13 protein-coding genes are annotated in these 13,205 nt (G+C 72.9%); 10 read left to right on the forward strand and 3 right to left on the reverse strand.

The genetic code is table 11. The features are described from left to right. Nucleotides 1-380: 380 nt before the first annotated feature. The 3 genes from ABZZ17_RS33270 (at nt 381) to ABZZ17_RS33280 (ending at nt 3,172) form a co-directional block, all read left to right on the forward strand. Nucleotides 381-1,976 (forward strand): serine/threonine-protein kinase, encoded by a 1,596-nt coding sequence (locus ABZZ17_RS33270; RefSeq protein ID WP_356881792.1) that lies wholly within the window; start codon nt 381-383, stop codon nt 1,974-1,976. 81 nt (nt 1,977-2,057) lie between these two features. Further along, complete coding sequence (locus ABZZ17_RS33275) at nt 2,058-2,492, forward strand: nuclear transport factor 2 family protein (protein ID WP_356881794.1); 435 nt, start codon at nt 2,058-2,060, stop codon at nt 2,490-2,492. Between the two features lie 5 nt (nt 2,493-2,497). After that, complete coding sequence (locus ABZZ17_RS33280; protein ID WP_356881796.1) at nt 2,498-3,172, forward strand: LysE family translocator; 675 nt, start codon at nt 2,498-2,500, stop codon at nt 3,170-3,172. A gap of 32 nt (nt 3,173-3,204) precedes the next feature. Here the strand turns inward: ABZZ17_RS33280 and ABZZ17_RS33285 are convergent, their stop codons facing one another. Beyond that, nucleotides 3,205-3,684 (reverse strand): diadenosine tetraphosphate hydrolase, encoded by a 480-nt coding sequence (locus tag ABZZ17_RS33285; protein ID WP_356881798.1) that lies wholly within the window; start codon nt 3,682-3,684, stop codon nt 3,205-3,207. 219 nt (nt 3,685-3,903) lie between these two features. Between ABZZ17_RS33285 and ABZZ17_RS33290 the strand changes: the two genes are divergently transcribed. The 6 genes from ABZZ17_RS33290 to ABZZ17_RS33315 all read left to right on the forward strand — a co-directional run bounded on the left by ABZZ17_RS33290 (nt 3,904) and on the right by ABZZ17_RS33315 (nt 10,711). Continuing rightward, the gene (locus ABZZ17_RS33290; RefSeq protein WP_356881800.1) at nt 3,904-4,908 is read left to right on the forward strand and encodes an alpha/beta hydrolase; all 1,005 of its coding nucleotides are present in this window, start codon (nt 3,904-3,906) and stop codon (nt 4,906-4,908) included. Then, a complete protein-coding gene (locus ABZZ17_RS33295) occupies nt 4,901-6,160 on the forward strand; it encodes an acyltransferase (protein ID WP_356881802.1) in 1,260 nt (419 codons plus the stop codon). The genes ABZZ17_RS33290 and ABZZ17_RS33295 overlap by 8 nt, the downstream gene beginning before the upstream one ends. A 494-nt stretch (nt 6,161-6,654) precedes the next feature. After that, nucleotides 6,655-7,974, forward strand: coding sequence for a sensor histidine kinase (locus tag ABZZ17_RS33300; RefSeq protein WP_356881804.1), 1,320 nt, complete (start codon nt 6,655-6,657; stop codon nt 7,972-7,974). Continuing rightward, entirely contained in the window at nt 7,971-8,642 is a 672-nt protein-coding gene (locus ABZZ17_RS33305; RefSeq protein WP_356881806.1) for a response regulator transcription factor, read from the forward strand. Before ABZZ17_RS33300 ends, ABZZ17_RS33305 begins: the two co-directional genes overlap by 4 nt. An 87-nt stretch (nt 8,643-8,729) precedes the next feature. Continuing rightward, a complete protein-coding gene (locus ABZZ17_RS33310; protein WP_356881808.1) occupies nt 8,730-10,055 on the forward strand; it encodes a histidine kinase in 1,326 nt (441 codons plus the stop codon). Then, nucleotides 10,052-10,711: a response regulator transcription factor gene (locus tag ABZZ17_RS33315; protein WP_356881810.1), complete on the forward strand. Its 660-nt coding sequence runs from the start codon at nt 10,052-10,054 to the stop codon at nt 10,709-10,711. The genes ABZZ17_RS33310 and ABZZ17_RS33315 overlap by 4 nt, the downstream gene beginning before the upstream one ends. Before the next feature lie 3 nt (nt 10,712-10,714). Here the strand turns inward: ABZZ17_RS33315 and ABZZ17_RS33320 are convergent, their stop codons facing one another. Next, complete coding sequence (locus ABZZ17_RS33320; RefSeq protein ID WP_356881812.1) at nt 10,715-10,846, reverse strand: hypothetical protein; 132 nt, start codon at nt 10,844-10,846, stop codon at nt 10,715-10,717. Between the two features lie 351 nt (nt 10,847-11,197). On the opposite strand from ABZZ17_RS33320, the gene ABZZ17_RS33325 reads away from it, so the two are divergent. Further along, nucleotides 11,198-12,415 carry a cytochrome P450 gene (locus tag ABZZ17_RS33325; protein ID WP_356881814.1) on the forward strand — a complete coding sequence of 406 codons (1,218 nt, stop codon included), beginning with the start codon at nt 11,198-11,200 and terminating at the stop codon, nt 12,413-12,415. A 50-nt stretch (nt 12,416-12,465) separates the two neighbouring features. Here the strand turns inward: ABZZ17_RS33325 and ABZZ17_RS33330 are convergent, their stop codons facing one another. Next, on the reverse strand, nt 12,466-13,056 hold the full coding sequence (locus ABZZ17_RS33330; RefSeq protein WP_356881816.1) for a hypothetical protein: 591 nt from the start codon (nt 13,054-13,056) through the stop codon (nt 12,466-12,468). Nucleotides 13,057-13,205: the final 149 nt, after the last annotated feature.

Below are 13,205 nucleotides of genomic sequence, written 5' to 3' on the forward strand. Positions count from 1 at the left end.
CACCACCCAGCCCCGCCGGCGTTTGAGGCGCGGGGGTCCGGGGGCAGCGCCCCCGGCAACGACGCCCCACCCGCATCCGCAGGCGCGGACGCAGCCCGGCCCATCCAGTCCCACCCCTCCGGGCTCCGGCACGCCGGACTCCGGCCCCGCACAGCCCGCTCGCGCCCGGAGCCCCGCCCCACCACCCAGCCCCGCCGGCGTTTGAGGCGCGGGGGTCCGGGGGCAGCGCCCCCGGCAACGGCGCCGCACCCGCATCCGGATCCCGGCCGGCCAGGCCAACCGCAACCGCCCCCACGACCGGAACCGTCCCTCCCCCTGCGGAGCCCACCGCATTACGCTCGGCCCGTCCGGCCAGTGTCAGGGGGAAGGACCACCCGGCGATGGAACAGCTGCACCCCGCCGACCCGCACCACATCGGCCCCTACCGTCTCCTGTCCCGCCTTGGCGCCGGCGGCATGGGCCAGGTGTACCTCGCCCGGTCCGACCGGGGCCGTACCGTCGCCGTGAAGCTCGTCCACCCCGCCCTGGCCCTCCGCGAGGAGTTCCGCAGCAGGTTCCGCCACGAGGTCGCCGCCGCCCGCCGCGTCGGCGGGGCCTGGACGGCCCCCGTCCTCGAAGCCGACACCGAGGCCGAGGTCCCCTGGTTCGCCACCGGCTACATCGCCGGTCCCAGCCTGCGCCAGGCCGTCGCGCACGACTTCGGTCCCCTCCCCGCCCGCACCGTGCGGATCCTCGCCTCCGGTCTGGCCCGCGCCCTCCAGGACATCCACCGCGCCGGACTCATCCACCGGGACCTGAAGCCGTCCAACGTCCTGCTGACCGTCGACGGCCCCCGCGTCATCGACTTCGGCATCGCCCGGCCCCCGCAGCGGCCCCCGGGAAGCCCCGACGCGGGCCTCACCCGGACCGGCGAACTCATCGGCTCCCCCGGCTTCATGGCCCCGGAACAGGTGCTCGGCGGGCCCGTCACCCCCGCCGTCGACGTGTTCTGCCTCGGCGCCGTCCTGGCCTACGCCGCCACCGGCCGGCTGCCCTTCGGGGACGCGGAGCACCCCGGCGGCGGCGCCGGCCTCCTGCTCCGCGTCATCGAAGCGGAACCGGATCTGGACGGCGTACCGGCGGACCTGCGCCCACTCGTCGCGGACTGCCTGCACATGGATCCCGCCGCGCGACCGGATCCGGCGGCGATCCTGGCGCGGATCGGCGCGGGGGACACCGTCGCCGACGAACGGACCTCGGAGCCCTGGCTTCCCGCGCCGCTGGTGGCACAGCTCGGGCGGCACGCCGCCCAGCTCCTCCAGCGCGAGGACGGCGGCCCGGACCGCGCACCCGACCCCGCACCGGCACCGCCGCCCCCGCCCACACCCGCACCGGCTCCCGCCCGCCGGCCCCAGCCCGCCACGTACGCCTACGCGCCGGCCGCCCCCGAAGCGCCGCCCCGCCCGCACACGGCGTCGACGATCTTCCTGCTGGTGGTCGCCGTCGTCGTCGCCATAGCGGCCGGCGGCACGGTGTACGCCGTCATGAGCACCGACCCGGCGCCACGCTCCCCCGTGCCGCCCCCGGTCGTCGGCGCGGGCGGCCCGCAGTCCGACGTCCCTTCGGCCGGAAGCCGGAGCGCGCCTCCCACCGGAAGCCCCGCCGGAACCTCCCCCGGCGTACTGCCCGAGGCGTACACCGGTACCTGGCGTGCCACCTCCGGAACCTCGACCTGGCGCCTGACCCTCGCTCCCGGCTCCGTCGGCGACCCCGTCATGACCCTGCGCGTCGAGAACCCCGGCTACGTCTGCTCCTGGCGGGCGCCCCTGCGCAAGGCCCCCGATCCCGTGGAACTCGACGCCTCCGCCGTTGTCTCCGGCAACCCTCCGACCTGCACGTCCGGCAGCCCGAGCCGACTGCGCCTGCTGCCCGACGGCACCCTCCGGCGCGAGCTTGAGGAGGCATCGATTCCCCCTCTCACGTATCACCGGGAGTAGTCACAGGTCGATTGTGTCGAAGTCAATAAGCCTGCAAGCAAAGCTTGTTGCGTGCGAGCGGCCCGTCGCACACTGCGGCACATGGAGCCGTTGAGGGTAGTGGCACAACTGTGGGAGCGGATCGAGGCACGCGACTGGGACGGCGTGACCGGGCTCATCGCCGAGGACGCCGTCATCGAATGGCCGGTCAGCGGCGAACGCATCGTCGGCCGGGCCAACTTCATCGCCGTCCTCCGTGACGAGGGCGACGCGGCCGGCGGGAGCGGTCCGGACAGTGCGGACAGTGCGGACGAGAGGACCACCGGACCGGTAAAGGTCCTGCGCATCCTCGCGGACGGGGATCTCGTCGTCACCGAGGTGGAGATACCCGAGGACCACGTCCTCTATCGGGCCGTGTCCCTGTGGACCGTGCGGGACGGGGAGATCGTCGGCGCCCGCGAGTACTGGACCAGCCCCGGCCAGGACCCGGCACCCCGCTGGAGAGCGGGATACGTCGAGCCGCTGGTGGCAGACTGAGCCGGGTGCTCACACAACTCGTCGCCGCGACCGGGGTACTGGCCCTGCTGACCGTCGTACCCGGACCGGACATGGCGATCGTGACCAGGCGGGCCGTCTCGCGCGGGCGGGCCGACGGGCTGCGCACGGTCGGCGGGATCGCCGTCGGGCTGCTGCTCTGGGGCGCCCTGACCGTCGCCGGGCTCGCCGCACTGCTCGCCGCCTCGGCCGAGGTGTACCTGGTGGTGAAGCTCGCGGGGGCCGCGTACCTGTGCTTCCTCGGCATCCAGTCCCTGCGCCGGCCGGGCGCGGGCACGGAACCGGCAGCGGGCACGGGTACCGAGCCGGGCACCAGGAGCGAGCCGGGCACGGGCGGCGCCGCCGGCGGGGGCGAGCGCGGCGGAACGGCCGGCGCCTGGCGGACCGGTCTGGTCGCCAACGCCCTCAACCCGAAGGTCGCCGTGTTCTACACCGGCCTGCTGCCCACCCTCGCCCCGGAGGGCCTGCCCCCGGCGGCGGGAATGGCGCTCCTGGTCCTGGTCCACGTCCTGCTGACCGTGGCCTGGCTGAGCACCTACGTCTACGTGCTGTCCCGCGCCCGGCAGTACTTCGCGCGCCCGCGCGTCCGCCGGACGATGGACCGGGTGACGGGCATCGTCCTGATCGGCTTCGGCGTGCGCGTGGCGACGTCGACGACGTAGCTCCCGCGTAGGGCCCTCCCCCAACGGGCGGGCTACCCCACGAGCCGGTCGAGCTCCTCGGCGATGGCGGCGCGCACCGCGTCGTGGCGGGGAGCGAGCGCGTACCGGTCTCCGCGCCAGAACTCCTCGTCCTCGTAGAGCCAGACCGGCCGCCGGACGATGTCGTCGGCCTCCCAGTCGTAGCGGGGCCAGATGTGGGCGTGCAGGTACGGGTCGGTGTTGCCCAGGATCTCGATGTTCACGCGGCGGAAGGCCGGGTCGAGGCGCGCGCAGGCCCGCTCGACGGCCTCGGCGAGCCGCTCCAGGTCGGTGAGGTACGCGATCCGGCGCGCCGGCGGCAGTTCGGAGAGCCGGGTCACGGTGGGGTCGTCGGTGAGCAGCACGGTGTACCCGGGCAGGAACTGCCGGTCTCCGATGGCCGCGAAGCCCGAGTCGAGGCGGCGCAGGACGGTGGGGTTCTCCCCCCGGTGCGCGCTGCCGATACGGTCTTTTCGCCAGTCGATCTTGGTCATTCCCGGACCCTAACGGACGGCCGGGCGGGCGCGGCAGCCTCGGCAGACGCTCGAGACGGGCCTGCGGATGGCTCTCGGGTAGGGCTTGTCATACCTGAGAGCTACGCGCGAAGGCGGCTCCGTAGCGTGACGCCGACGAGGGTCCTTGATCCCTAACTTCGGTACCAGAGCGGGTGCTTGCCCGCTCAGGACCGCAGGACAGGGAAGAGGGAACGCGTCATGAGCAAGGGCAGCCGCATCCGCCGTACTCTGCTGGCCGGCCTCGTCGCCGCGGCCGTCGCGTTCCCCGTGTCCGCCGCCGCGTCCCCGCTGGTGCCCGCTCCCGGACCCCTGGCCTTCGCGGACTCCGCGAGCGCGCAGGAGAGGTACGCCGCCAACCTCGGCAACCTGGCGGAGGCGGCCCGGATGGCGCAGGACGCGGGCCGCGGGGACCGGGCCGCGAAACTCCGGGCCATGGCCGTGACTTCGGCCGACGGGGCGGAGCGGGCCGGTTCCGCGTCCCGGTTCCTCGCCTTCGACGGCCGGGGGCGGGGGCTCGCCGTCGAGGTGCTCGGCGACCTGGACACCGCCGACCGGATAGCGGTCCTGGTACCCGGCTCCGACACCACCCTGGACACCTACCAGCGCTTCCGTGAGGGGGCGTTCGCCCTCCAGCAGCGCCTCCAGGCCGATCATCCGCGTTCCGCCGTGATCGCCTGGCTCGGGTACGACACCCCGGGCACGGTCAGCACCACCGTCCTGACCGCCCGGCGCGCCGACCGGGCCACCGCCGAACTGGGCCCTTTCCTCTCCCGGTTGCGGACCCTGACCGCTGACGGGGCCCGGATCTCGCTCCTCTGCCACTCCTACGGCTCCGTCGTCTGTGCCCGCACCGAGACCGGACCCGGCGTGACCGACATGGCCCTGTTCGGCAGCCCGGGCACGGGGGCCGGGGCCGCCGCCGACCTGCCGACCGGGGCCCGGGTCTGGGCCGGGCGGGGCAGCGAGGACTGGATCGGCGGGGTCCCCCACGTGCGGCTCGGACCGCTCGGGTTCGGTACCGATCCCGTGGACCCGGCGTTCGGGGCGCAGGCCTTCGACGCGGGCTCCGCCGGTCACAGCGACTACCTGAAGCCGGGCACCGCTTCCCTCGACGCCCTGGCCCGCATCGTCCTCGGCCCCCCGTCTCCCGCAGGCCCTTCTCCGGCCGCTTCCGTCACCCCCGTGGAGGCCCGCCGTGCATAGGCTCTCCGCCCGCTGGTCCGCCCTCGTGGACCGCGTCGACCGGGCCACCCCCGCCCACCGGGACCGGTCCGTGGACGCCCTGCGGGCCCTCGCGATCCTCGGGGTGGTCCTCGGACACTGGCTGGTCACCGCGCTGACCACCACCGCCGAGGGTGGCCTCAAGACCAGCAGCCCGCTGGCCCACATGCCCTGGCTGGCCCCGGTCTCCTGGGTGTTCCAGACCCTGGCCGTGTTCTTCCTGGTCGGCGGTCACGTCGCGGCCCGGAGCCTCGCCTCGGCGCGAGCACACGAGGTCCCGTACGGCACCTGGGTCGGGCAGCGCCTCGGCCGGCTGTTCCGGCCGGTGGCCGCGGTGCTCGGCCTGTGGGTCCTCGCGGCGGGCGGGATGCTGCTCGGCGGGGCTCAGTTGGGCACCGCTACGACGCTGCTCAAGCTGGTGTGGTCGCCGCTGTGGTTCCTGCTGGTGTTCGCCGCGCTCACCGCGGCCACCCCGCTCGTCGCACGGCTCTCCCCGGTGGTGCCGCTGGCCGTGGTGGTGGGCGTGGACGTGTGGCGGTTCGGCTTCGGCGGGCCGGAGTGGACCGGCTGGATCAACCTCGCGGCCGGCTGGCTCGTCCCCTACACCGCAGGGATCGCCTGGTCCCGGGGCCTGCTCGCCGGACGCCGTCGGGCCGTGCTCCTGGCTGGCGGTGGGGCGGCCGCCACGGCGGCCCTGGTCCTGTGGTGCGGGTACCCGGCGTCCATGGTGGGGGTCCCCGGGGCGGCGGTCTCCAATCTGAACCCGCCGACGCTGGCCGCCGTCACCTTCGGTCTCGCCCAGTGCGGCCTGGCCCTGCTCCTCCGCGCACCGCTGGCGCGGGCCCTGAGCCGGCCCCGGAGGTGGGCGGTGGTGGCGCTGCTGAACATGTCGGCGATGACCGTCTTCCTCTGGCACCAGACCGCGATGATGGCCGTCACCGCCGTCGGGTTGTCGTTCTCCTCCGGACTGCCCGGGCTGCACACCGTGCCGGGCTCGGTGGCCTGGATCGGGGCCCGGCTGCTGTGGCTCCCGGTGTTCGCGGCGGCGCTGGCCGTCTGCTGGGCCGCGTTCCGCGCCCACGAGCGACCCCGGCCCCCGCGCACGGCGCCGCCCGGCAGCACCTTGCCGCGCACGTCCGGGCCCGCCCGCACAACCCCGCGCCCCGTCCGAACCGTGCCGATACCCACGCCCCCGCCGATACCCGTACCGACTGCGACCACCCCCCGCCCCTAACCCAAACCATGACCCCGCCCCGTCCCCGTACCGCTCCGGCCCGTCCCAGCCCGGCCCAGCCCGGGCCTGGCCCCGACCCCGCGTTTGCCCCGAGCTCAGCCCTGTGCCTGGGCCCGCACCCGTCCCTGAACCCGACCCCAGCCCTGTCGCCAAGACCGACCCCCGAGCACACGCCCGGCCCAGTCCTCAGCTCAAGGCCCAGCCCCAACGCTGGCCCTGACCCCGGATCCGGGCCCCGGCTCGGCCCCAAGCCCGGGTCGAAAACGGCCCCAAGCCCGGGACCAGCCCCCGAGCCCCGGACCGAGTCCGGATCCCAGATCCAGGTCCAGGTCCGGATCCCCGGTCCGCATCCCGAGTCCAGGCCCGGACCCCGGGCCGTCCGAATCCCGGGCCCGGGTCCGGGCCCTGGGTCCGGGCCCTGAGTTCGGGTCTGAAGAACGTTCAGGTCCGCCCTGCCCCCGTCGAGGAGATCGCCCATGCCTAGGCTGACCCGCGTGAGCAAGCAGCCCGCGTCCATGGACGCGCCTCCGCCCGCTGTCCCCGCGAAGGGCGGGAGTCTGGCCTCCGAACTCTTCACCCTGCGACGTGACCCGCTGCCCCGGATGTCCCGGCCGCGGTGGCTGGCCCGGCTGCCCCACGGGCTGGTCCTGGTCCTGGCCGCCTTCCTCGGGTACAGCACCAGCTTCGAGCTGACCCAGGCCTACCGCTTCAGCGGTGTGCTCCCGGTGCTGGCCTGGATCATGGCCTGGGGACCGATCGCCGTCGCGCTCTTCCGCCCGATAGCCGGCTGGTGGCTGGGCCTGGCCACGGCCGGTCTGATCTCCTGGATGACCCACGACCACGTGCGGCAGGGTGAGTCGTGGCCCTGGCTGCCCAGCGAGATGGTGGCCTTCGCCCTCGTCATCCTGCTGGTGGCACTGCGCGTGCCGGCCCGCGTCACCGCCTCGGTCGTCGCCCTCACCGCCGCCTTCTCGGGCCTGGCGCAGACCCTGTTCATGCCTGTCCAGGCCGGGAACAACCTCCCCGCCACGACCCTCGTCTTCGGCTTCGTCGGACTCCTCGGATCCGTACTGCGCGCACTGCGGCTGGCCCGCAGGCAGCTGGTCGTGCAGGAGAACGTGGCCGTGGAGGAGCGGGCCCGGCGGACCCTGCTGGAGGAGCGCAGCCGGATCGCCCGGGAACTGCACGACGTGGTCGCGCACCACATGTCGGTGATCTCCATCCAGGCGCAGGTCGCCCCGCACTTGGTGGAGAACCCCTCCGAGGAACTGAAGGAGAACCTGGCGGGCATCCGGGAGAACGCTCTGGAAGCGCTCACTGAACTGCGGCGCGTGCTGGGTGTCCTGCGGTCCGAACAGTCGGCGGATCCCGCCAATCCGCATCACCCGCAGCCGACCCTCGCCGACCTGGACGGCCTCGTCGACAACGTGCGGGGCGCCGGCTTGCAGGTCACCTCGGAGACGGCGGGCATACGCCGCCCGCTGACGCCGGGGGTCGAGCTGACCGCGTACCGGATCGTGCAGGAGGCGCTGAGCAACTGCCTGCGGCACGCGCCGGGTTCGCGGGTGGAGGTCGGCATCGCGTACGGGCCGCGCGACCTGCACGTGTGCGTGGCCAACACCGCTCCGACCCGGGCCGCCCCGCCCTCTCCGGGGACCGGACACGGGCTGCTCGGCATGCGCGAGCGGGCGGGCATGCTGGGCGGCGAACTGGCCGCGGGCCCGCGGCCCGACGGCGGTTACGAGGTGAGCGCCGTGCTCCCCATGGATCCGCCGGGCGGGTCCTCCTCCGAGACGAAGAAGAAGGACGCATGAGCACTCCGATCAGGGTGATGATCGCCGATGATCAGATGATGGTCCGGCAGGGCTTCACCGTGCTCCTCAACGCCCAGCCCGACATCGAGGTCGTCGGCCAGGCCGTGGACGGTGCGGACGCCGTGGCGAAGGTCGCCGAGCTGGGTCCGGACGTGGTGCTGATGGACATCCGCATGCCGGGGATGGGCGGGATCGAGGCCACCTCGATCATCACTAGCACTCCCGGCTCGGCGGTGAAGGTGCTCGTCCTGACCACCTTCGACCTCGACGAGTACGTGTACGAGGCGCTGCGCGCGGGCGCCTCCGGGTTCCTGCTCAAGGACGCCTCGGCGGATCAGCTCGCCGAGGCGGTACGGGTGGTGGCCGGCGGTGAGGCGCTGCTGTCGCCGAACATCACGAAGCGGCTGATCACCGAGTTCTCCCGGCTGGGGGCGCCGCGGGCCCCGTCGAAGGCGCGGATCGACGCGCTGACGGAACGGGAGACGGAGGTGCTGTCGCTGATCGCGCAGGGGCTGTCGAACGCGGAGATCGCGGAGCATCTGATCGTGGCTGAGCAGACGGTGAAGACGCATGTGAGCCGGGTCCTGGTGAAGCTGGGCCTGCGGGACCGCACCCAGGCGGCGGTGTTCGCGTACGAGACGGGTCTGGTCCGTCCGTCGGGCTACTGACGGACCGGTGTAGTACCTGAGGGGGACCCGGAGAAATCCCCTTCACTGGCGACGCGGACGACGGTGGCCCCCGCCTACGGTTTGTGTATGACCGACACGACCACCGGGGCCACCCCCCGGCCGCCCGAATTGCGGATGGCTTCGGGAATCATGCAGAGCCTGCGTGAGGACCTGATCACCGACGCCTTCGTCTACCGGCCGCTTCCGCCGATGCCCACGGACGGGCCGCTGACCCGCCGGCTGTCGAAGGGGCTGGCCGCGAAGGCGGCCTTCCTGCCCCATACGGCGATATGCGCGACGGCGTTCTTCGTGGTCCTGATGGCGAGTGCCGACGGCGGCGGCGGGATGCCCGTGGGGCACCTGGTGATGGGTTTGATAGCGGCGACGCCGCTGCTGATGACCCTGGTGCGGCCGGTGGGTGCGTTCTGGGTGGCGCTGGCCGGCACGGCCGTCCTGTCGGTCTTCCAGGACCGGGATCTGACCTGGCCGTGGTCGCCGAGCACGTTCGTCGCCTATCTCGCCACGATCACCGCCGTGGCGATGCGGACCCGTCCCCGGGTCGCCGGCTGGATGTGGGTCATCACGCTTCTGTTCGGGACGATCCTGCCGATCCTGGTCGGATCCTCCGATTCGGGGGAGGTCGCCCCGATGGCCTTCGCGTCGGCGGTGACCTTGCTGATCGTCACCGTGCGCAACACCCGTAGGGAGGCGCGGCAGGAGGTCACCGCGCAGCAGGAGGTGACGGCTGTCGAGCGGGACCGGCGGACGCTGCTGGAGGAGCGGACGACCATCGCCCGGGAGCTGCACGACGTGGTCGCCCACCACATGTCGGTGGTGGCGATCCAGGCGGAGGCGGCTCCGTACCGGGTGAAGAATCCGCCGCCGGAGCTGGAGGCGGCGTTCGTCACGATCCGGGAGAACGCGGTGTCGGCGCTGACGGAGCTGCGCCGGGTGCTGGGGGTGGTCCGTTCCGCGGACTACGAGGCGCCGGACGCCCCGCAGCCGACGCTGGCTTCGCTGGACGGGTTGCTGGCCAATGTGCGGGAGGCCGGTCTGAGCGTCGACAAGACGGTCACGGGTGCGGTGCGGGATCTGCCGCAGGGTGTGGAGCTGTCGGCGTACCGGATCATCCAGGAGGCCCTGAGCAACAGCCTGCGGCACGCGCCGGGTGCGGTGGCCGGGGTGGAGGTGTCCTACGTGCTGGGCGGCCTCGGGGTCCGGGTCGTGAACGGTCCGCCGGTCGGCGATGTCCGCCCTTCGCCGGGGGCGGGGCACGGGATCACCGGGATGCGGGAGCGGGTGGCGATGCTGGAGGGTGAGATGACGGCCGGGGAGACCACCGCCGGCGGGTACGAGGTCGCGGTGTTCATACCGGTGCGGAGCCGTCCGGAGCCCGAGGCGGAGTCGGCATGACGATCAAGGTTCTGATCGTCGATGACCAGATGATGGTGCGGGAGGGCTTCTCGGTCCTGTTGAACGCCATGGACGGCATCGAGGTGGTCGGTGAGGCCGTCGACGGCCGGCAGGCCATCGCCCAGGTCGCGGCCCTGCGGCCGGACGTGGTGCTGATGGACATCCGGATGCCGGAGATGAACGGCTTGGAGGCGACCCGGCAGATCGTGGCCGCCGACACGGACGCGAAGGTCCTGGTGCTGACCACCTTCGACCTCGACGAGTACGTGTACCAAGCGCTGCGGGCGGGCGCGTCCGGGTTCCTGCTGAAGGACGCGTCCGCCCGGCAGCTCGCGGACGGGGTGCGGGTCGTCGCCGCCGGGGAGGCGCTGCTGGCCCCCTCGGTGACGAAGCGTCTGATCGTGGAGTTCTCCAAGCTGTCGGAGGCTCCCCGGCTCGCCGACCCGGCTGGGGTGACGGAACTGACGGAGCGGGAGACGGAGGTGCTGGTCCTCATCGCCCAGGGCCTGTCCAACGCCGAGATAGCGGACCGGCTGATGGTCGCGGAGTCCACGATCAAGACGCATGTCAGCCGGATCCTGGTGAAGCTGGGTCTCCGGGACCGGACTCAGGCGGCGGTGTTCGCCTACGAGACGCGACTGGTGACTCCGGCGTAGTGCTCACTGGCAGGTGAGGGTGAACTTCACGTCTCCCGACTTCACGCCCGTCTCGCCGGCCTGCTGGGGAACGGAGAGCTGGACGGTGACCGTGGGTGCCGGGGCATTGGCCGCCGCACGGGGAGGCGCGGTCACGGTGAAGGAAGCGGTCCTGGTGCTGGGGGCTTTGACCTCGACGGTGGGCTGAGAGACCTTGCCGCCTCCACCACTAGGACGGACGGCGGGAACGACGCTGCGAAGGTGCGCCGACGCGGACCGGTCCCGAACCGGCCCGGCATGCCCGCCCGGTGTGGGCTGTCCGCGCGTCACCGCCGGCGGCGGCTCGCCGCCACGGCCCGCGCTGCCCACGAGCCCACGAGGGCGAGAGCGTCTTCTCCCGGCCGGCACCAGACCCGCGGGCCGGACCCGGCGGGGGCAGTACGGGAGACCTGGCCGCGGCGGGATTTCGCCGGTCCTCGACGGGGGGAAACGACCTAGTCTTCGAGGATGGGATTCGATCCGTGGGACGCCGCGTTCGTAGCCGATCCGTACCCCGCCTACCGGGAGTTGCGGGAGCGGGGCCGGGCCGTGTGGTCCGAGGCGACCGGGCAGTGGCTGGTGCCGCACTACGCCGATGTGAACGGGCTGCTGCGGGACCGCAGGCTGGGCCGGACGTACCTGCACCGTTTCTCCCACGAGGAGTTCGGGCGGCAGGCTCCGCCGCCGGAGCACGAGCCGTTCCACGTGCTCAACGACAACGGGCTGTTGGACCTGGAGGATCCCGCGCACGGACGGGTCCGGCGGCTGGTGGCGAAGGCCTTCACACCGCGCACGGTGGAGCGGCTCGCACCGGAGGTGGAGCGGCTGGCCCGGGAACTGGTGGGCGGACTGCGGGAGGCCGGGGGCGGGGACCTGCTGACGGCCGTCGCCGAACCGCTGCCGGTGGCGGTGATCGCGGAGTTGCTCGGGATCCCGCAGGCGGACCGGGGGCTGCTGCGCCCCTGGTCGGCGGACATCTGCGGGATGTACGAGCTGCGGCCGGACGAGGAGACCGCGCGGCGGGCCGTGGCGGCGAGCGTGGAGTTCAGCGCGTACCTGAGGGAGCTCATCGCGGAGCGCCGCGAACGCCCCGGGACGGATTTGATCTCCGGACTGATCGCCGCCCACGATGAGGAGGGCCGGCTCAGCGAGCAGGAAATGATCTCCACCTGCGTGCTGCTGCTGAACGCCGGGCACGAGGCGACCGTCAATACGACGGTGAACGGATGGTGGGCCCTGTTCCGCCATCCGGATCAGCTCGCGGCCCTCCGTGCGGGCTCCGGAGCGGCCGATCCGAAAAAGTTGTCCACAGCTGTGGATGAACTCATGCGCTACGACACGCCCCTCCAGCTGTTCGAGCGCTGGGTTCTCGAAGACATCCAGGTCGGAGGCACTCTCATCCCCCGCGGGGCCGAGGTCGCACTGCTCTTCGGGTCCGCGAACCGGGACCCCGCACGGTTCACAAACCCGGAGGAACTGGACCTCGAACGGGTCGACAACCCGCATCTCAGCTTCGGGGCGGGCATCCACTACTGCCTGGGGGCACCGCTGGCCCGGCTGGAGCTGGCGGCCTCGTTCGGGGCGCTGCTGGAGCCGGGCCTGCCGCCACTGAGGCTGGTGCGGGAGCCCCAGTGGCAGGACGGGTACGTGATCCGCGGCCTGCGCGAGCTGCTCGTGGAGTTCTGAGAGCACGGCCCTCGGCACGCAGCCCTCAGCCGCGCCCGACCGCCGGCCGGTTAGTCGCCTATGTCGACGTGCATGTTGAACCGCACTCCGTTGATCTTGACGAGGAGGTTCCCCTGGACCTTGCGCCGGGCCAGGGTCCCGCCGACGGCGCCCTTGCCGAGCGCGGCCTTGTCCTGCGGCTCGTGACTGACGAACGCGGTGAAGATCCCGCCCCCGGCGAGCCCGGAGGCCCGGCGCCACTCGTCGCGCAGCTCGGCGTACGCGTCCCGGTCCATCGCGGAGCCGCCGAGGCCGAGGTTGACGCGTTCCCCGCCCACGTAGGCGGCGGCGCACTGCTTGAGGATGGTCGGTACGAGGGTGTCCTTCAGGCTGTAGTGCGACGCGACGGCGGCCAGCAGACCGCTCGGGTCCCCCGCCAGTTTGGCCTTGCGGGCGTCCTTCGCGCCCGCCTTGACCATGTCCTCCCGGTCACTGTCGATGGTCTTGCGCGCCTGTTCGAAGCCGAGTTCGGGATCCTGGGCGATCCCGACCGACAGGTCCCACTTGCCGACGGGAACCCATTCGGGGTCGAACCCGATCTGCTCGCAGTAGTCCTTGAGGTTCTGGTCGGCTTCTTCCGCGGACTTGGCGTACTTGGGCACGGGTCCCCCTCGGGTGTCGGTCGTGGCGGGCGCGGTCCACGCTGCCACGCACCGGACGGTCCGTCAGCCGTTCGCCACAGACGGTGAACGGGGCCTACGGATGGGGCCACTGAGGTGCGCCACCAGGCCCGGGCGGCCCGCCCGGTTCG

Origin of the sequence: Streptomyces sp. NPDC006512, assembly GCF_040611935.1 — a bacterium.
GTDB lineage: Bacteria > Actinomycetota > Actinomycetes > Streptomycetales > Streptomycetaceae > Streptomyces.